Consider the following 19,284-nt stretch of genomic DNA (forward strand, 5'->3'; position numbering starts at 1 on the left):
ACCTCCCAAGTGTGTCCGTGCAGAGGTTCTGGAGAGCCATGATAATCCGTCAGAAAGTGAGCAGCGTTGAACTTTCTCTTCACTACAAGAGTCCAAGGCATTGAACCAATTATAACGCAAAAATTTGGCTAATAAAGTCCGTATAAGGAAAAATAGTTTATAAGATTTTCTTATAACTTGACAAAGTAATCCTTATACTTACATTTTATTATATGAGATGGATCACAAAGGAGGTGTAAGATGAAAAAGGCTCTTGTGTTTGTGTCCCTTTCTGGTCTTTTGCTCTTTTCATGTCAAAAGAAAGCTTCAGAAACTACTGTTTCTCCTCCCACACCTTCTACATCGGAGAAACCAGCGGAAGAAGTAGCCAGCGATAAAGGTATAGGACCCATTAAAGAGGTTCAGCTCGGACCAATAGACCAGAACCTCGTCAAAAAAGGGAAGGAGATATTTGATTCCAAGTGTGCCACATGCCACAAGTTGGAGGAAAAGTATGTGGGACCTCCTCTTAAGGGTGTTACCAAGAGGAGAAAGCCCGAGTGGATAATGAATATGATACTCAACCCAGCAGAAATGGAGCAGAAGGACCCAGTAGCTAAACAGCTTCTTGCCGAATACCTTACTCAGATGACTTTCCAAAATGTGTCGCAGGACGATGCAAGGGCCATATTGGAGTATCTGAGAAGCGTTGATGAAAAGTAATTGAGATAAAAGGAGGTGACACCATGTTGGGTAAGAAGCTTTTGGTAGGAGGGTTATCAGCCCTTGTGGTAGGTGCTTTGCTTGCGGGATGCCCACCCAAAAAAGAGGCTCTAAAGACCGAGATAGGAACCGCGGAGATAGCTACTAAGGTTTATGTTCCACCCGGCAAGTACGACGAATTTTATGCTTTTTTGTCAGGTGGCTTTAGTGGTCAGGTTTCAGTTTACGGATTACCTTCAGGAAGGCTCATAAAGATCATAAAGGTCTTCTCTCAGGATCCGGAAACAGGGTACGGATACACACCAGAAACAAAACCTATGCTTATGACTTCTCATGGCTTTATACCATGGGATGACAGCCACCACTCTGAACTTTCCCAAACTGACGGAGTCCCTGACGGTAGATGGCTCTTCATAAACGCCAACAACGTACCGAGGATAGCAAGGATAGACCTTACAACCTTTGAAACGACGGAAATAATAGAAATACCAAACAGCGCAGGAAATCATGCTTCACCTTTTATAACGCCCGATTCTAAGTATCTTACCGCTGCAACACGCTTTTCTGTACCAATACCTCAGAAGGATGTACCTATAAGTTCGTACGCTGAGAACTTTAAGGGAACCATCTCCTTCGTAAAGGCTGACGAACCTGGCAAGATGGATGTAGCCTTTCAGATACTCGTACCAGGTTATGACTACGACCTTGCTCACTGTGGAAAGGGTCCTTCTTACGGTTGGTGTTTCTTTACTTCTTACAATACAGAACAAGCTTATACTCTTCTTGAAATAAACGCCTCTAAAAACGATAAGGATTACATAGCGGCTGTAAATTGGAAAAGAGCTGAGGAGTGCATAGCTCAAGGTAAGTATCAGGAAATGCCAGCTACTTACTACCACAACTTCTACGACGAGAAAAAGCACATGGCAGTTTCCGAGGTCAAAAAGTCCGTGAAGGTTATAATCCCAAAAGACTGTCCAGGAGTTATATACTACCTTCCTACTCCCAAGTCTCCTCACGGTGTTGATGTGTCTCCAGATGGCGAGTACATCATAGGAGGAGGTAAGTTAGCTACAGTTATACCTATTCATTCCTTCTCCAAGATGCTTAAGGCTATAGAGCAAAAAGCTTTTGAAAAGGAAGTGGACGGCATACCGGTACTAAAGTACGATGCGGTGCTTCATTGTGAAGTTCCAAAGCCTTGTCTTGGACCACTTCATACCGAGTTTGACGGAAAAGGTTTTGCTTACACTTCCTGCTTTGTCTCTTCCGAAGTGGTCAAGTACGATTACAAGCAGTGTAAGGTGGTGGACAGGGCACCTACCTACTACTCTATAGGGCACCTTATGATCCCTGGAGGAGATTCCGCAAAACCTTGGGGTAAGTACCTTCTTGCAATGAACAAGATCACCAAAGACAGGTATCTTCCCACTGGTCCTGAACTCTTTCAATCAGCCCAGCTTTATGACATAAGCGGTGAGAAGATGCAACTGCTTCTTGACTTTGCAACCATAGGCGAACCTCACTATGCTCAGGCTATACCCGCAGACATAATTATGAAGAAGGTGAAGAAGATATACCCCTTGGCAGAGAATGAGCACCCCTACGCTGTAAAGGCTGAGAAAGATGCAAGGGTAGAAAGAAAAGGCAACGAGGTGCATATTTACATGACCATGATTAGGTCTCACTTTGTCCCAGATAACATAGAAGGGATAAGGGTTGGAGATACAGTCTACTTCCACCTTACCAATCTTGAGCAGGACTGGGACATACCCCACGGCTTTGCTGTTAGAGGCTCTGAAGATGCAGAGCTCCTTGTGATGCCGGGCGAGACCAAAACGCTTGTGTGGAAACCAAAGGCTCCGGGAGTTTATCCTTTCTACTGCACCGACTTTTGTTCAGCCCTTCACCAAGAGATGCAAGGCTATGTAAGGGTATCTCCCGCAGGCTCTAACACGCCTCTTAAGTACTACACAGGTACACCTACAGCTCAAAAGTGAGGAGGTAGTAAAATGAGCATGATTTCAAGAGGGCTTCTTGCCCTCGCTTCTTTACTGCTGGTGCTAACATACTTTTTTCCCCTCTGGAGGATACAGCTCGTAGCTCCCCAGTATCCTGAGGGACTTAGGATGTACATATGGGTCAATAAGATCACTGGTGGAACGGAGTTTGATCTGTACAACATAAATCTGCTGAATCACTACATAGGCATGAAACCCATAGATCCCAACGCTATACCCGAGCTAAAGATACTTCCCTTTGTCATAGGCTTTCTCATAGCCTTCGGTATTGTGTCCTCAATCGCAGGTAAAAGACTCCTCCTTTACGCCTGGGTTATAACCTTCGTAGTTCTTGCAATTATTGGATTTGCAGATTTCTACAAGTGGGAGTACGATTACGGACACAACCTTGACCCTAACGCACCCATAAAAATACCGGGACTTGCCTACCAGCCACCTATTATAGGCACAAAACAGCTCCTTAATATGACCGCAAGCTCTTTTCCCGATGTTGGTGGGTACATAGCGGTTGCTTCCTTACTCCTCGGTATCCTTGCTGTTGTTTTGGAGCTTAGGTTTTCAAGGTTTGCAAGTGTGGAGGTAAAGCCTGCATGATAGCCCTACTCCGAGTGCTATGGGCTTTCTCCGCCCTTTTTCTTTTTTCCTGCGCTCCCGAAAAGCCTCAACCTATAAAGTTAGGGGAAGATGTTTGTGAGTATTGTAAGATGGTCATAGCGGACAAGCGCTTTGCAGCGGAAGTTATAACAAAGAAGGGTAAAATCTACAAGTTTGACGCCATAGAGTGTATGGTAGGATATTACAACGAGAACGAAGAGAATATTAAGAAAGCTTATGTGGTAAACTTCAATGCTCCCGATGAGTTTTTACCAGCAGATGAGGCATACTATGTGAGAAGTCCGCAGATAAGGAGTCCTATGGGTATGAATATCTCTGCGTATAGAAGTAGGGAAGATGCGCAAAAAGCCATCATGGGTAAGCAAGGAGAGATTCTTGAATGGCAAACCCTCAGAGAACTTATAAAAAAGGAATACGGAGTTTCCCACTAATATGCTTGGTTTTGTGTTTTCTTTGTTATTTGTCTGTCAGCACTGCGAGTTCAGGGACATACAGGATGCTATAAACAAAGCTAAGGAAGGAGACAGAGTGGTCGTAAAAGGGGGGACATACAAAGGTGGAGTTGTTGTAGACAAAAAGCTTGAGCTTGTAGGTGAGGGTGAACCTGTAATAGATGGAGAAGGTAAGAAGCAAGTCCTAACGGTAAAGGCTGATGGGGTGAGGGTGGAGGGTTTTGTCATAAAAAACTCGGGCATGTCCTACAGCGAGGACATAGCAGGTCTTAAAGTGATAAACTCAAGAGACTGCATCATAAAGAATAACAGGTTGTTAAATAACTTTTTTGCTCTGTACCTTGAGAGGGTAAGTGGGTGCCTTGTAGAAGGAAATACTGTGGTTGGCTTTGCCAAAAGCGAGGGTTCCTCAGGCAACGGCATACATGCTTGGAACTCAGAAGGGATCATTATAAAGAACAATTATATTAGGGGGCACAGAGATGGCATATACTTTGAGTTTGTAAAAAATAGTATTATAGAGAATAATAAGAGCGATTATAATCTTCGCTACGGTCTTCACTTTATGTTTTCCAACGATGATATTTACAGAAAGAACTACTTCTATAAAAATGGTGCTGGCGTTGCGGTCATGTATTCCAAAAACATCAAGATGGAAGAGAACACTTTTGAAAAGAACGAGGGACAGGCAAACTACGGGCTTTTGCTGAAAGACATACAGGACAGCATACTTTACAGAAACAGATTTATCAACAACACTCATGGTGTTTACCTTGAAGGTTGCAACAAGACTGAGTTTAAGGAGAACTTACTTAAAAACAACGGTTGGGCTATAAGGATATATGCTAATAGTGAAGAAAATCTCTTTGTGAAGAACATCTTTATTGGTAACGCTTTTGATGTGTCTACAAATACCTTTTCTTATTTCAAAAACATCTTTCAGGAGAACTATTACGACAAGTATGAAGGTTATGATTTTGACAATGATGGCTATGGTGATGTACCTTACAGACCTGTATCCTTTATGGCTGTGATCTTTGAAAGATATCCCCTCTCTCTTCTCTTTTATGGAAGTTTTTTTGCCCATATAATGGACACCATGGAGAAGTTTATACCTGTTCTTAGTCCTCAATCCCTCGTTGATAAAAAACCCTTGATGAGGAGACCGTGGTAAAGTTTGAAAGCGTATTTAAATCCTTCGGCAAAAAAAAGCTCTTTCAAAACCTCCATCTTGAGTTGAAGGAAGGCAAAACAACAGCTATTCTTGGACCCAACGGTTCGGGTAAGACCACTTTAATGAAGATGGTCCTTGGCTTGGTAATACCAGACAGAGGAAAGGTCACGGTAGGAGGAGAAGATGTCCAAAAGAGTGCAGGATACAGAAAATTAATTGGCTACATGCCTCAGATACCAGAATTCCCAGAAAACTTGACGGTGAAAGATATAATTTCCATGGTAGAAGATGTGAGAAAAGAAAAAGCGATCAGGACTGACGAGCTACTGGATCTGCTCAATCTTGAGAGGGAGCTAAACAAAAAATTTTCAAGTCTTTCTGGTGGCACAAAGCAAAAGGTGGGAGCGCTTATAGCCCTTGCCTTTGATGCACCCTTACTTATACTGGACGAACCGCTTGTAGGACTTGACCCTATTTCTGCTTACAGACTGAAGGGTTTTATTCTTGAGGAGAAAAGGAAGGGAAAAACCGTGCTTTACATATCCCACATAATGGGTGAAGTGGAAGAGTTAGCAGACATGGTGGTATTCCTTACAGAGGGTCAGATAAGCTTTGACGGTAGTGTTGAGAAGTTAAAAGAAGAAACGGGAAAAGAAAGGTTAGAGGAGGCCGTATTTTGTTTGCTAAGCTAATAAAGTATGTTTCCTACGACCTTTTAAAGAGCAGGTGGGTATTTGCCACCTTCCTTTTTTATGCTCTGACCGTTTACATCTTGCTTGAGTTTGGAAGAAGTGCGGAGAAGGTGGTAGTCAGCTATGGAAACATATCTTACCTTTCACTATCCTTGTTTTCCTTACTTCTCTCCACCGCATACCTTTATAACAATAGAAACTTTCTTGAGTTCCTTCTTTCCCAACCTGTCAGAAGGTCTACTCTTTTTATGTCAATAAGTGTGAGCCTTAGCCTATCTCTTGGCCTTAGCTACCTTCTTGGTTCTATTGTACCTTTTTACTACCTAATGGGCTACAATTTGAGCTTTTTTAAATGTGTGCTTTTGAACCTTTCTATTGTTCCTCTCTTTGTAAACTTGGGACTTTTTTCAGCGCTGTTTGTAGAGGACAGAATAAGAGGGCTTGGTTTCTCTATTTTTCTGTGGCTTTTCCTATGCTTGTTTTACGACGCTCTGCTCCTTTACATGGTTGTACTTCTCTCTGATTACCCAGTGTATAAGCTTTTTATAGGTCTAACCATCATGAATCCTTTGGACCTTCTTAGACTCACTCTGCTTATGGATGCGGGACTTTATGAGCTTATGGGTTTTGTAGGAAAGTGGCTGGCAAGGTATCTAAAGGACTTTTATTTTTTGCCTATTCTGTTATCCATCTTTTATACTTTGCTCCTTTTTATAGTGAACCTCTTTATCTTCAAAAGGAGGGATTTTTGAAATGTGGCTCTTTCTGGTGTTTTTCTTATTATCTTCCTGTGAAAAGGCTAAATTAGAAGAAAAGCCAAGAGCGGAGATAAGTACAAAAGAACTTTTTAAACTGAGAGGATGCACTTACTGCCACGATACATCAAGGCCCCTGGTAGGTCCTGCTTTTTTAGATGTAGCGATGAGGTACAAGGAGAACGAAAAGGAAGATCTTGTCAAGAGTATATTGGAAGGTTCCTGTGGTAAGTGGAAAGGTAAGTGGGAGTGTATGCCACCGCAAAGGGTAGGGAAGGAGGAAGCCCGGCGAATGGTGGAGTGGATACTTCACCTCAAAACAACAAAACCACCTGCTTCCTCGTTGTAGCTTAACAGTAAGCTATCGCTTGCTTTCATCTTTGCATTGAGTTTTATCTCCTTTACATCTTTCTTTCCTTTTGTTTCCATAAGGCGCACTGTAAGGTTGTACATACCTGGCTGTAAGAAAAGCTCCTCGTACACGAACACAGAAGTATCTTTCCTTATACCCCTTGGATTGAAAACCTTTGAGTAAATCAGTCTTCCTTCTTGGTAAACCTCCACCTTTACGGGAGACCTTTCCTTTACGATGGCTGTTTTTGCTTGCATGTGCTTTAGTCCTTTACCTTCTTGTGTGAAGCTCTCTATGACTGGTGATGACCTGTACTTGAAACTCAGAACTAACACTGACTTATCCGTAGGATAAAAGGATATTCTGTGAGTGGTAAGAGGATAAAAAAGAAAAGCTGGCAGAGCAAGTACAAGGCTGGCTAAAGCGTAATTTACCTTTCCTGAAGTTATCACTCTCACCTCCTTTCCCTCTTTCAAAGAGTTTATGAACTCTTCAACTTCCCTATCTATGGACTTTACAAGAGGAGCTTCAAGGATCAGTATCCTTCCTCCCTCAACCTTTTTCTTAAGAATGGGCCTTCTCTTCCTTTCGTATCTCTCCTCAAGCCACTTGTTTCCTTCCCTAAAGTAGCAGTCCTCGTACTCGCAAGAAACTACGATAATACCCTTTACGCCAGCACTCAGTACTTCCTCCGCGTAGAAGGTGTTTAAAGCACCTGCACAAGGCAGAGTGAAGGTGAGCAGTCCTTCCCTTTCTGACGGCAAAGCGCTGAAGGGACAGCGAAACACAACAAAAGAAGGTTTTTCTCTTCTTATTCTCTCCATAACCTCATCAACAGGGAATGTTGGTATGTCTATAGCTTGCACGCTGCAAGAACCTACACATATACCACAACCCGCGCATTTGTTCTCGTTTAGTATCGCTTTCTTCTCATGGTCCAGGTTCTTCATGGTTATGGCTTCGTAAGGACAGTCTATATAACACTGCTCACACCCTGTGCACTTTTCAAAGTCTATGTGTGCGGGTGGGTTTCTCCTTCCCTTCAAAAGCCACGGAAAAAGGAAAAGAAAGGCGAAGAATCCAGTAAAGATTAGCCAGCTAACAGACATGGGTATGTATTTGAGAAGGGGATATCCGAACAGGTAAAACCAGTCCACACTCATCTCAAAAGGTAGTTTGTTTATATAAGCTGGTGGATCGCTCTTTGCTGGAAAGAGCACCGAAAGAGCTATCAGGAGAAGGGTTATGGTTATGTACAGAAATCTTGGTGGGATAAGTCTCGGTCTTGCGTTTCTCATCACATGTACCCACAGGGTAAAGACTATGAGTATAGTTAAGGCTATGTGGGCAAAAAGTAGTATTCTAAACAAGCCTCCCAAATACTTTATGTCCCCACCTAAGAAGGCGCTCATGAGCGCGTCGCCAAAGACGGGCAGAAAAGAGAAGAACTTGGCGGTAAGCAATCCCGTAAGTTGGGCTTTCGTATCCCAAACCAGTATATAACCTGACACGCCTATGGCTAAGAATATTAGCAGAGTAGCCACGCCAGTTACCCATGCCACCCACCTGAACATTCTAAAACGATCGGTAATTATCACATGGAGCATGTGGGCTAAGGTTGTTAAGATGAGAGCATCCGAGGAGTACCTGTGTATACCTCTCATTATGCTGCCAAGAAAACTTCTTGATATGGCTTCCACAGACGCATGGGAAGTTTGTGGGTCTATGCTATAAAAGAAAAACAGATACACACCCGATATGACATCTATAACGAGCAAAAACACCGCTATAGCACCCAGGTGATAGAAGGGGTTGTATCTTGAAGAGAATAAACCGCTAAGGGGATAAGTGAGTCTTTGAAAGTTGGCATATAACCTGCCCGGTTTTATCATCTCCATGTCCTCCTTCTGTAAATATTCATTTACTTATAAAATATAGCCCTTTTCTAACAAATCAATAATGTTTATTTTTAATTTATTTTTATCTTAATTTTATGATAAAATTAGTTCTTGCATTTTTTACTATAAAGTATTAATATCAAAAGTGAGTAAATCTTTACGGAGGTGTCTAACATGGAGGAAAAAAAGACGCCCTTTTTACAACTGGTCTTGGATGACTTTATGTTGCTTCTTTTCTTAGGTGTCACCATTTACGCAGTCTCCTATCTCATATGGGGACTAATGGAACTGGCATGGCTTTCACCCATACCTGCAGAGATAAAACAAAGTCTTATGGGAGGTAAGTAAAATGGCACTGCTTCCACCCGAAGAAGGATGGTATTACAAGAAGGTGGCAAAAGATGAGAAAATGTGGATAGTTCTTGCCCTTGTCGTGTGCCTCATACTCTTCTTCTGGATGATCGTCTGGCACATATACGGAAGACAGAACCCCTCCTTTACTACCTACAGAACAACTCCACAGGAGTTTAACACCTTGGCTACCGCTTTCATAGAAAAGTATAAGAAGGGTGAAGAAAACGGCATACCTATTGTTGAACCTCCACCAAACAGCGATGTCTTTTTAGTGGCTAAAATGTGGAGATGGGAACCCATCCTTGTCCTCAAAAAGGGTCAAGAATACAGGTTTCATATCTCTTCCCTTGACCTGCTCCACGGCTTTTCTCTCCAGCCAGTGAACATGAACTTCATGGTGTATCCCGGCTACGATTATGTGCTTACCTTCAAGCCCACTTCCACTGGCGAGTTTGCCATAATTTGCAACGAGTTTTGTGGTATAGGACATCACATGATGATAGGGAAGGTGGTAGTAAAAGATTGAGGAGGTACTGCCATGTTTAGAACTTGTGATATTACTGGTCTTAAGGTGGACCTTAGGGCGGAGAGGCTCATACAGCTCAATGCAGTTATGGCTGTAGTCTCTTTGCTCATAGGGGTCATAGCAGCTTTACTTCTGGTCCTTACCAGATGGCAGGTGGTACATCTGTTACCCGTTGAATGGTACTACAGGGTACTTACTCTTCACGGACTTAATGCCCTGATATTCTGGATCATATTCTTTGAAGTTGCTGGTCTTTACTTTGGGTCTACGGTGGTTCTAAACTCTCGTATAGCTTCTCCCAAATTTGGATGGCTTTCGCTTCTGCTTATGGTTATGGGATTTTTGCTGGTCAACTTTACCATACTGACGGGTAAAGCAGATGTCCTCATGACCTCCTACGCCCCCCTTCAGGCACATCCCATTTACTACTTGGGCATTATTCTGTTTGCAGTAGGTGCCCTAATAGCGGTCTTTCTCTTCTTTGCCAACCTCCTTATAGCAAGAAAGGAAAGAACCTACGGTGAGTCCTTACCTCTCTTCACCTTTGGACTTGTAGCTGCAGCCATCATAGCTACACTTACCCTGGCATCAGGTGCCATCATATACATTCCAACTCTTCTGTGGTCTCTTGGGATAATAAAGAGCATAGATGCAGGCGTTTACAAACTCGTTTGGTGGGGTCTTGGACACTCTTCCCAGCAGATAAATGTGACAGCCATGATAGCGGTGTGGTATCTTGGTGCTTTCCTAACGGTAGGAGGAACATCCATAAACGAAAAGGTAAGCAGACTTGCCTTTGCTTTCTATGTGATAGGTATAAATGTGGCTTCCGCGCACCACCTCCTGGTTGACCCAGGACCTAGTCCTGCTTGGAAAGTATTCAACACCAGCTACATCATGTATATAGCTGTCCTTGCGTCCATGATACACGCTTTTGCAGTGCCTTCTGCTGTAGAATCTGCGCAGAGGAGGAGAGGCTTTACTAAAGGTCTTTTTGACTGGCTCAAGAACGCACCTTGGGGAAACCCTGCTTTTTCCGCCGTCTTCCTGTCTATTATTATCTTTGGTTTTATTGGAGGTGTGACTGGTGTAGTCAATGGCATGGAACAGACCAACATCATAGTCCACAACACCCTTTCCATACCGGGGCACTTTAAGGGTACTGTAGTAGGTGGTACAACGCTTGCTTTTATGGGAGCTACTTACTACCTCATACCTTTGATCTTCAGGAAGAGGATAGCCTTCTTTGGACTTGCAAAGATACAGCCTTGGGTGTTTGGGCTTGGCATAGCGGTACTTGCAGTTTCCATGTACATACTCGGAGCTTTTGGCGTTCCCAGAAGGCACTACGACATTACCTTTTCCGGAGGTCCATTTACATACACCTTTAACCCTGCAACGGACTTCTTCTGGGTTCTTTTTGCTATAGGTGGTATAACCGCAGTAATAGGGGCACTTATGTGGATACTCATAGTGGTGTTTTCCGTCTTTTTCGGTCAGCCAGTGAGAGGTCCGCAGGATATGCAACTCCAGATAGCCTCTCCTCCACCACCTGCCAAGGAGCACCATGGCTTTGAAGCTCCAGGAACCCTTACCCTTACCTTGCTCTTTATGGGTGTATTTATTGTCTTCCTACTTCTGAATTGGGGATGGCTTTCCGCCATGTGGGAGGTAAAGTGATGCACTTCTTTTACCTTTCTCTTTCCCTCTTTTCCCTTGTGCTCTCTGGCTTTTTTGGACTTCTCATAGCGCTCACAAAAGCTCCTGCTTTTTATTTACTTAAGTCCCCTCAACTTTTCTACCACTTTCTTGTGGGGCATGTGACCTTTTCTATAACCGTTTGGCTCATGACCTTTACCTTAGCCTACTGGCAGTACAAAGAAGGCAGGAGGGGAAAGGTACCGCCTCTAACCACCCTGATGGGCATGTTTTTCCTTTCCCTTTCCTGCCTTTTACCCTATGGAGAGCCTTATTTGAACAACTACATACCAGTGATAAACAACCCCGTATTCTTTTCAGGTCTTACCCTTTTCTTTCTGGGCTTTCTGTGGGAAGCTCTGCTTAGGGCAAACACCCTTAGGGACATAACTTCCTCCCAAAACATCCGCCAGCTTTATTCCATTTCCATTATCTTAGGGTTTCTTACTATCCTTTCTCTGCTTCCATCTTTGCTTACCGCACACGCAGAAGGTGGTGTTAAACTGTACTTTGAAAGACTTTTCTGGGTTTCGGGACACATTCAACAGTTCCTTTACGCTTCTTTAATGCTGGCGGTCTGGCATGAGCTTAGCGGAAAGAGACTATCCTCTTCACTCCTGACAGCATCAAACCTGCTTCTTTTTACCTTTTCTCTTATTATGCTGGTTGGATTTTTTAGAGATGTGCTTTCATACGAGATGAGGTTTTTATCCGCAGTTTCCTTCGGAGTTGGTATAGGCGTTCCCGTGCTCGTCCACACCTACTGTGTACTCAGACATCTGAGTCTGAACATGAGCGTAGCTACTTTATCTTTGGTTTCCTCTATTAGCGTCTATTATGCAGGAGAGCTTGTTGCTTACGGTGGTATGCAGAGCGACCTTAGAATACCTGCCCACTATCATGGTGTGGTATCTGCGGTAAGTATAGCCTTTATGGGATTTGCTTACTACATGCTTAAAGAAAGGCTCGGGCGTGTGGATTGGGAAAGGATCGCAAAGCTTCAACCCCTTGTTCTTGCTCTGGGTATAAATCTCATAGTGTTGGGCTTTTACATAGCGGGAAGCTTAGGAGCACCCAGAAAGACCTACGGTTTTGAGTACGCAAGAGAAGAAAAGATACTGAGCGCTCTTAACCTATTGGGAATAGGTGGCTTCCTTACCGCCGTTGGTGGGCTCTTTTTCGTACTTTATACCATCAAGAGCCTTATAAAGATTTACAAACATGATAGCGCTCGTTAGTCTGCTTATCTTCCTTAATCTCTGCGCCTTTGCAGAACTTTTGCCTGATGAGAAAAAAACAGTTGGGACATATGTACCAAACATACTTCTTGAGACGCACAGTGGTCAGAAGGTAAAGTTAAAAGAGTTAGCAGACGGCAAGCCTCTGATAATAAACCCCATATATACCAGATGCACCTCCGCATGTCCCCTTATGACGGAGGGATTGAAAAGAGCAATAAGCAATCTGAAGGAAAGTGTAAAGGTCATCTCTCTAACCTTTGATCCAAGAGACACCATTTACGACCTTCAAAGGTTTCACAGCGTACACAAACTGCCGGAGAATTGGGTAGTGGCAAGAAGTGAGCAATCGGAAAAGCTCCTAAGAGCCATAGACTTCCCATACAGGTACGACAAAAGTTTAGGTGAGTTTGACCATCCTAACCTTTATGTAGTCTTGACACCTTCTGGAAAGATCTCAAGGTACATATACGGTGTGAATCCCAAGATCAGAGACTTACAGCTGAGCATACTTGAAGCAAAGAAGGAAGAAGCAAGATTGTCTCCGCTGGAGGGTTTCCTTCTGAGATGTTTCAGGTACGACCCGAGCAGAGGCACTTACGACATAGATTGGTTTTTCATCTTTGATGTGTTGGGAGGACTTCTAACCTTCATCGTAGTTCCCATCCTCGTATGGGGTAGGAATTTATATGAGTTTATACTCAAAAAATCTTGACATCTTGTAAGTGATTACTTATATTTATTTAACTATGATATGTATCGGTGATAAATCTCATAAAGGAGGACAAACATGGTGAAGAGAGCCATCGTAGGCAGTGTGGTTATGGGCCTTGCCCTTTTTGTAGGTTCAAAGGCTCAGCAGAAAGAGGAGCTTCCACCACCTCCACCACTTACCAAGCAAGAGATGGAGAGAGCTAAGGAGATCTACTTTGACAGATGTGCAGGATGCCACGGAGCTTTGAGAAAGGGAGCAACAGGACCAGCGCTAACACCTGACAGAACGAGGAAGTTAGGTACAGAAAATCTCAAGACCTTTATTACCTACGGCACACCAGGCGGTATGCCCGACTGGGGAAGGCAGGGTATACTAACTCCCGAAGAAGTGGACCTCATGGCAAGATTTATCCAGCATGAGCCTCCACCTCCTCCTGAGCTACCCTTAGGTGAGATGAAAAAGTCCTGGAAGGTTTATGTGCCACCTGAAAAGAGACCGAAAAAGCCAGAGCACAACAGGAACTGGCAGAACTTTATGGCTGTGATCCTAAGGGACATAGGGAAAGTGGCGATCATTGACGGAGACACAAAAGAGCTGGTAAGCATAGTTGATACTGGTTATGCGGTTCATATAGCGAGGTATTCCGCATCGGGTAGATACCTTTACACCATAGGAAGGGACGGAAAAGTGGTACTTATAGACCTTTGGATGAAAAAGCCTGACAAGGTTGCGGAGGTAAAGGTATGCTATGACGGAAGGTCCCTTGACACATCCAAGTATAAAGGACCCAAGGGAGACTTTCTTGACAAGCTTGCCATAATAGGGTGCTACTGGCCACCTTCCTTTGTCATAGTGGACGGTCAGACCCTTGAGCCCCTTAAGATAGTTGCTACAAGCGCCTACACTTACGATACCAACGAATTCCTTAGGGAGGCAAGAGTTGCGTCCATAGTAGCGTCCCACCACGACCCCGAATGGGTAGTAAATGTAAAGGAAGCCGGTCAGGTATGGCTCGTAGATTACTCTAACATACACGCACTCAAGATCACTATGATAGAGGCGGAAAGATTCTTACACGACGGTGGATGGGACAGCAGTAAGAGGTACTTCCTTGTTGCTGCTAACTTCAGGGATACCATCTCAGTAGTGGACACTAAGGAGAAAAAGCTCGTTAAAAACATAAAGGTAGGTACAAGACCTCATCCAGGCAGAGGGGCTAACATAGACCATCCTAAGTACGGACCCATATGGTGCACGGGACACCTGGGGGATAACACCATACAGTGCATAGGCACAGACCCCGTAAAGCATCCTCAGTATGCGTGGAAAGTAGTTGCAAAAGTAGAGATGCCAGGAGAAGGTGGTGGAAACCTCTTCATCAAAACCCATCCCAAGTCTTCTAACCTCTGGGCTGACAGAGCTTTGAACAATGATCCCAAACTGCAACGGTCTCTGTTTGTCTTTGACAAGAACACGCTACAGCTCAAAAAGGTCATAGAAATACCACCTGAGTTTGTGGGTAGAGCTGTCCACCTTGAATACAACAAGAACGGAGATGAAGTGTGGGTTGCGGTTTGGGGCAAGAAGAACGAACCTCAAAAGCAGGCGATACTGGTTTATGACGACAAGACCTTACGACTCAAGAAAGTCATAACCGGTGATTGGGTTGCCACACCTACGGGACACTTCAACGTGTACAACACCATGAAGGATATTTACTGATGAAAAGGAAATGCATGCTTATCCTTCTTTTGAGCCTCTCCTTTTCCTTCGGGGGAGGGGAGGAGCTTTACTTGAGATATTGTGCCTCTTGCCACGGTACTGATAGGCTTGGGAAGAGCGCACCTCCCCTTTTCCCTTTTCTTTCCTTTTTTCCATCTGATGAGAAGCTGTATCGCATAATAAAGGAAGGTACCGTAGGCATGCCTGCCTTTGGTGAACTGGGGGAGAAGGAGATAAAGCAGATCGTAGAGTTCATAAAAAAACCTATTGATAAGGAGAAGTTAAAGTGGGACAAAGATAGGATAGTCAAGAGTACTCAGGTACTCCAGTTGAATAAAGTGGAGATAAAAAAATTAAAAGACTATACCCTCGTTGTTGAAAGGGGTAGGGGACTCCTTTGGGTCATGGAGGGGGAAAGGCTTCTGGAGAAGTTTCCCTTTTCTAACATACACGGAGGTATAAAATTTTCAAGGGAAGGAATCGCTTATATACCTTCAAGAGATGGCTGGATAGGAAGGTATGAGGCACAAAGAGGTGAGCTAAAGAAGGTAAGGGTGTGCATATACCTCAGAAATATAGCTCTTTCGCCTGATGAGAAGTATCTTGTAGCAAGCTGTTGGCTACCTTCTGAGCTTATAGTACTTGATAATGAACTAAACTATGTAAAAAACCTTAAGCTTGATGGGACGGTAAGCGCTGTCTACGAGCTGACCTCTCAGAACTCCTTTATTTTCACTTTTAGAGATAGACCTGCGGTAGGTTTCCTTTCCGCAAAGGATCTCAAACTACAGATAAAACCCACAGAAGAGCCTTTGGAAGACTTCGTTATTGATCCCCTTGAGGAGTACCTCATAGGAAGCACGAGGGAAGGGCTTAAGGTCTACTCTCTGATGGATTTAAAGTTGGTTAAAGAGATAAAGGCGGAAGGTATTCCTCATCTTGCCTCCGCATACTTTTGGTATTCCAAGGGTACTTTTTACTTTGCCACACCTCTTTTGAAAAAGCCAGCACTTTCTGTATGGAAAGCCTACGAGTGGGAACCCGTCAAGGACATACCCCTTGAGGGTCAAGGCTTTTTGGCAAGAAGCAACTACCTAACTCCTTATATCTGGGTAGATACCTCCACCGACAGCTTACTACTTCTGGACAAAAGGACCCTTGATGTGCGGAAGATAACTCCCAAGGTAGGAAGTAGGGCTACGCACACAGAGTTTACAGGAGATGGTAGAATAGCTTATGTAAGCCTCTACGGAAGGGAAGGAGCTCTCGTTCTTTACGATGCGGTTAAGCTTAAGAGATTAAAGGATTTCCCTGCAGAACTTCCTGCTGGTAAGTACAACTTTATAAATAAGAAAAGGGAGTTTGAAGGTGCGCAATTAGGCTATCAAGTTTTTATGGAGAAGTGTTGGGGCTGTCATCACCCTACAAAACCAGCCTTTGGACCGGCACTGAGCTGGTCTGCAAGAAACAGGGATAAAGCCCTTCTAATGGCTCAGATAATAGACCCTGAAAATACATACAGGCTCCTTGGCTACTCAAGGAACGCCATGCCAAAGATAGACCTAAAAGGGGAAGAGCTTAAGGCTCTTATGAAATTCATGGAGGTGCTTAAGGATGGCTGGATGGATTGAGATGGTATCCCAGATAAGAAGACCCCACTTAGGTGAAGATGTGTCGGTTTTGGTTTTCAGAGCCTTCAGGGTGTTTATGGGTATCTACCTGGACGATGTCTTGGGACACAAAGGTGCTATAACCCTCTTTCAAAACGCAGGAAGGGAGCTGGGTAAAGAGGTGGGGGAGAAACTTAAGGAAGAAAGCCTTGAAGCTTACCTTGGAAAGGTCATAGACTTTGTGAAGGATGCGAGGATAGGTATTCTTGTACCAGTGGATGTAAACAGGGAAAGGCTTGTGGTTGCTCTTGACGAATGTATAACCTGTGCGGGAATGCCTAACATAGGCAAAAGGATATGTCATTTTGAGGCGGGTTTTGTAGCTGGGATTGTGGAAACCTATACCAACAAAAAGGTGAGGGCATACGAGACCAAGTGCAACGCTCATGGCGAGAACATATGTGAGGTTGTTGTGGAGCTGAACTATGCTTAGAATGACTGAGTATATAAGGGAAACCCTTGAAGGGAAAAAACCGAAAGCCTTTGAAGGTGTCATACTCATATGGAACCTTACCAACAGATGCAATCTTTACTGCAAACACTGTTATTCCTTTGCTAACAAAGATAGAGAGGAACTTACAAGGGAGGAAGCGTCAAACTTTGTACACAAACTCCCTACCCTTGGAGTTAAGTATGCCATACTCTCCGGCGGTGAGCCTCTTTTAAGGGAAGACATCTTTTATGTGGCTAAACTGTTAAAGGAAAAGGGTATAAGAACTTACCTTTCTACCAATGGATTGCTTGTGAAAGACCATCTAAAAGACATAAAGGAAAGTTTTGATTATGTGGGTATAAGCTTAGATGGAAGACCTGAGGTGCATGATTCCTTTAGAGGCAGAAAGTCTTCCTTTTACCTCTCCCTTGATGCCATAAGAGAGTGCTTGAAGGAAGGCATAAAGGTGGGATTAAGGTTTACCCTCACACCCATAACCGCAGGTAGCCTGCCCTTTATATTTGAGCTTGCAGAAAGGGAAGGTATACCTAAGGTCTATGTATCCCATCTTGTGTATTCCGGTAGAGCAAGGAGGCTTTCCGACCTTGAGAAAGAAGACTACAGAAAGTGGGTGGGATTCATAGTGGATAAGGCTTTTGAGTATGTACAGAAGAAGGTCCCTATAGATATAGTCACAGGTAACAACGAGGCAGATGCAGTAGTCCTTTACAGAGAGTTTACCAGGAGATACCCAGACCTTGCAAAAGACCTCTACGAAAGGCTTACGCTTTGGGGTGGAAATCAAGCAGGTGTTAGACTGATGAACATAAACCACCGAGGAGATGTAAAGCCGGATCCCTTTTTCTTCCACAGCGTGGGGAACATAAGGGAAGAGGATCCCGTAAAGATATGGCAAAGGAACGCTCTTTTGAGCTTTCTCAGAGAAAGACCGAGAAGACTAAAGGGCAAGTGCGATAACTGTCCTTACCTTGAGATATGCAACGGGAACTCAAGGGCAAGGGCGTATGCAGTTTTTGGCGATTATGCACAGGAGGATCCTGCATGCTACCTTTGATAGTTTTATTCCTGTTTGTGAGCCTCTCCTTTGGAGAAAAACTCTATGTGGTAGAGCGAGAAAGGGGAGCTATAGCAGTCATAGAGGATGACAGACTCGTTGGAGAGATAGGAGAGCTTGGTAATCTGAATCACGCCACGGTAAAGCTGTGGAAGGGTTTTGCCTTCGTGATAAGCAGAGATGGGTATCTTTCAAAAGTAGATACCCACAAAGACCTATTACTGAAGAAAGTAAAGGTGGGTAATAGCTCAATAGGTTTTGACTTTATAGAAAACGCTGTGGTAGTGGCTAACTACGATCCGGACACGGTAGTCGTGCTTGATGAAGACCTAAAGGTAATCAAGACCATAAAGACAGGTTCAAGGAATGTGGGGATAAAAGGACACAGTAGAGCCTTTGTGTTCTCGCTCATGGATAAAGATGAAGTGTGGCTCGTAGAAGATGGAAACATAATAAAGTTTCGCGTAGAGGGTATGCCCTTTGATGCGCTTTTAAGCGGCGATGCTTACCTTGTTGCGTTCTTTAAATCCTCTGGCGTGGGAAGGATAGATATAAAGAAAAGAAAGTACGAGAAGCTGAGCTTTACTTCACAGGGTAAAGATGTGGTTTTTAAGATACCCCATCTTGGCACATGGGGTGTAGTTGGTAGCAAGGCTTACATTCCAGCGGTCGGAGAAAAAAAGATTTACGAGGTGGACCTTCAAAGCCTGCATGTCCTTAGAACTTATGACCTTCCCGGTCTTCCTGTGTTCGTAGTAGTTTCCCCTAATGAAAGGTATGTTGCGATTAACTTCAGCGGAGACAAGGAAGACTATGTGGCTCTTTTAGATGTTTCGGAGGGCAGGCTTACGGAAGTGAAGGCAGGTCAAAGGGTGATGCACCTGCGTTTTTCAAAGGATGGCAGGAAGCTTTATGTATCCTCTTACTTTGATTCTAAGTTAAAAGCCTTTGAAGTTCCAAGTATGAGGCTCGTTTATGAGGTGGGTGTGCCAAACCCATCTGGGATTTTCCGTATAGAGTAAGGAGGTGTTGCCATGGGTAAAGTGTACATAGTAGGTGCAGGACCAGGAGATGTGGAACTTTTAACCCTAAAGGCATACAAACTCATAAAATCTGCAGATGCCATACTTTATGACAGACTCATAAACCAAGAGATACTGTCCTTTGCAAAGCCTAACTGCGAACTCGTGTA

Annotated in this window: 21 protein-coding genes; 19 read left to right on the forward strand and 2 right to left on the reverse strand. The window is 43.8% G+C overall.

Annotated elements, in window-relative coordinates; translation table 11 throughout:
• The coding region (locus tag CP948_RS08340; RefSeq protein ID WP_180764112.1) for a 6-carboxytetrahydropterin synthase at window positions 1-101 on the reverse strand (101 nt) is incomplete at its 3' end.
• A 139-nt stretch (window positions 102-240) separates the two neighbouring features.
• On the opposite strand from CP948_RS08340, the gene CP948_RS08345 reads away from it, so the two are divergent.
• The 8 genes from CP948_RS08345 to CP948_RS08380 are packed head-to-tail and all read left to right on the forward strand — an operon-like array spanning window position 241 to window position 6,760.
• Window positions 241-702, forward strand: a complete 462-nt coding sequence (locus CP948_RS08345) for a c-type cytochrome (RefSeq protein ID WP_096603380.1) — start codon at window positions 241-243, stop codon at window positions 700-702.
• A 23-nt stretch (window positions 703-725) separates the two neighbouring features.
• Window positions 726-2,702, forward strand: a complete 1,977-nt coding sequence (gene nosZ, locus CP948_RS08350; RefSeq protein WP_096603383.1) for a Sec-dependent nitrous-oxide reductase — start codon at window positions 726-728, stop codon at window positions 2,700-2,702.
• Window positions 2,703-2,714: 12 nt separating this feature from the next.
• A complete protein-coding gene (locus tag CP948_RS08355; protein WP_096603386.1) occupies window positions 2,715-3,317 on the forward strand; it encodes a hypothetical protein in 603 nt (200 codons plus the stop codon).
• A complete protein-coding gene (locus CP948_RS08360; RefSeq protein ID WP_096603389.1) occupies window positions 3,314-3,769 on the forward strand; it encodes a nitrous oxide reductase accessory protein NosL in 456 nt (151 codons plus the stop codon). The genes CP948_RS08355 and CP948_RS08360 overlap by 4 nt, the downstream gene beginning before the upstream one ends.
• Window positions 3,770-3,782: 13 nt before the next feature.
• Window positions 3,783-4,964: a nitrous oxide reductase family maturation protein NosD gene (locus tag CP948_RS08365; RefSeq protein ID WP_245810123.1), complete on the forward strand. Its 1,182-nt coding sequence runs from the start codon at window positions 3,783-3,785 to the stop codon at window positions 4,962-4,964.
• On the forward strand, window positions 4,958-5,656 hold the full coding sequence (locus tag CP948_RS08370; protein ID WP_096603394.1) for an ABC transporter ATP-binding protein: 699 nt from the start codon (window positions 4,958-4,960) through the stop codon (window positions 5,654-5,656). Before CP948_RS08365 ends, CP948_RS08370 begins: the two co-directional genes overlap by 7 nt.
• Entirely contained in the window at window positions 5,641-6,408 is a 768-nt protein-coding gene (locus CP948_RS08375; RefSeq protein WP_096603397.1) for a NosY protein, read from the forward strand. Before CP948_RS08370 ends, CP948_RS08375 begins: the two co-directional genes overlap by 16 nt.
• A gap of 1 nt (window position 6,409) precedes the next feature.
• Window positions 6,410-6,760: a c-type cytochrome gene (locus CP948_RS08380; protein WP_096603400.1), complete on the forward strand. Its 351-nt coding sequence runs from the start codon at window positions 6,410-6,412 to the stop codon at window positions 6,758-6,760.
• On the opposite strand, the gene CP948_RS08385 is transcribed toward CP948_RS08380, so the two are convergent.
• Window positions 6,721-8,661 carry a cytochrome b N-terminal domain-containing protein gene (locus tag CP948_RS08385; protein ID WP_096603403.1) on the reverse strand — a complete coding sequence of 647 codons (1,941 nt, stop codon included), beginning with the start codon at window positions 8,659-8,661 and terminating at the stop codon, window positions 6,721-6,723. The two genes, CP948_RS08380 and CP948_RS08385, sit on opposite strands and share 40 nt — an antisense overlap.
• Before the next feature lie 174 nt (window positions 8,662-8,835).
• Between CP948_RS08385 and CP948_RS08890 the strand changes: the two genes are divergently transcribed.
• From CP948_RS08890 to CP948_RS08435, 11 genes are all read left to right on the forward strand, one after another.
• Window positions 8,836-9,009, forward strand: a complete 174-nt coding sequence (locus CP948_RS08890; protein WP_180764113.1) for a hypothetical protein — start codon at window positions 8,836-8,838, stop codon at window positions 9,007-9,009.
• A gap of 1 nt (window position 9,010) precedes the next feature.
• Entirely contained in the window at window positions 9,011-9,541 is a 531-nt protein-coding gene (locus CP948_RS08390) for a cupredoxin domain-containing protein (protein ID WP_096603405.1), read from the forward strand.
• A gap of 12 nt (window positions 9,542-9,553) precedes the next feature.
• Entirely contained in the window at window positions 9,554-11,221 is a 1,668-nt protein-coding gene (locus CP948_RS08395; RefSeq protein ID WP_096603407.1) for a cytochrome c oxidase subunit I, read from the forward strand.
• Window positions 11,221-12,477 (forward strand): cbb3-type cytochrome c oxidase subunit I, encoded by a 1,257-nt coding sequence (locus tag CP948_RS08400; protein WP_096603409.1) that lies wholly within the window; start codon window positions 11,221-11,223, stop codon window positions 12,475-12,477. The genes CP948_RS08395 and CP948_RS08400 overlap by 1 nt, the downstream gene beginning before the upstream one ends.
• Window positions 12,461-13,192 (forward strand): SCO family protein, encoded by a 732-nt coding sequence (locus CP948_RS08405; protein WP_096603411.1) that lies wholly within the window; start codon window positions 12,461-12,463, stop codon window positions 13,190-13,192. Before CP948_RS08400 ends, CP948_RS08405 begins: the two co-directional genes overlap by 17 nt.
• Before the next feature lie 108 nt (window positions 13,193-13,300).
• Window positions 13,301-14,914 (forward strand): cytochrome D1 domain-containing protein, encoded by a 1,614-nt coding sequence (locus CP948_RS08410; RefSeq protein WP_425479815.1) that lies wholly within the window; start codon window positions 13,301-13,303, stop codon window positions 14,912-14,914.
• Complete coding sequence (locus CP948_RS08415; protein ID WP_096603417.1) at window positions 14,914-16,545, forward strand: cytochrome D1 domain-containing protein; 1,632 nt, start codon at window positions 14,914-14,916, stop codon at window positions 16,543-16,545. Before CP948_RS08410 ends, CP948_RS08415 begins: the two co-directional genes overlap by 1 nt.
• On the forward strand, window positions 16,529-17,017 hold the full coding sequence (locus CP948_RS08420; protein ID WP_096603419.1) for a V4R domain-containing protein: 489 nt from the start codon (window positions 16,529-16,531) through the stop codon (window positions 17,015-17,017). The genes CP948_RS08415 and CP948_RS08420 overlap by 17 nt, the downstream gene beginning before the upstream one ends.
• Complete coding sequence (locus CP948_RS08425) at window positions 17,010-18,092, forward strand: radical SAM/SPASM domain-containing protein (protein ID WP_096603422.1); 1,083 nt, start codon at window positions 17,010-17,012, stop codon at window positions 18,090-18,092. Before CP948_RS08420 ends, CP948_RS08425 begins: the two co-directional genes overlap by 8 nt.
• Window positions 18,080-19,114 carry a cytochrome D1 domain-containing protein gene (locus tag CP948_RS08430; protein WP_096603425.1) on the forward strand — a complete coding sequence of 345 codons (1,035 nt, stop codon included), beginning with the start codon at window positions 18,080-18,082 and terminating at the stop codon, window positions 19,112-19,114. The genes CP948_RS08425 and CP948_RS08430 overlap by 13 nt, the downstream gene beginning before the upstream one ends.
• A 12-nt stretch (window positions 19,115-19,126) precedes the next feature.
• Window positions 19,127-19,284 (forward strand): SAM-dependent methyltransferase (locus tag CP948_RS08435; protein ID WP_245810124.1); only part of this gene is annotated, 158 nt, incomplete at its 3' end.

The sequence above is a fragment of the Hydrogenobacter hydrogenophilus genome (assembly GCF_900215655.1).
Classification (GTDB): domain Bacteria; phylum Aquificota; class Aquificia; order Aquificales; family Aquificaceae; genus Hydrogenobacter; species Hydrogenobacter hydrogenophilus.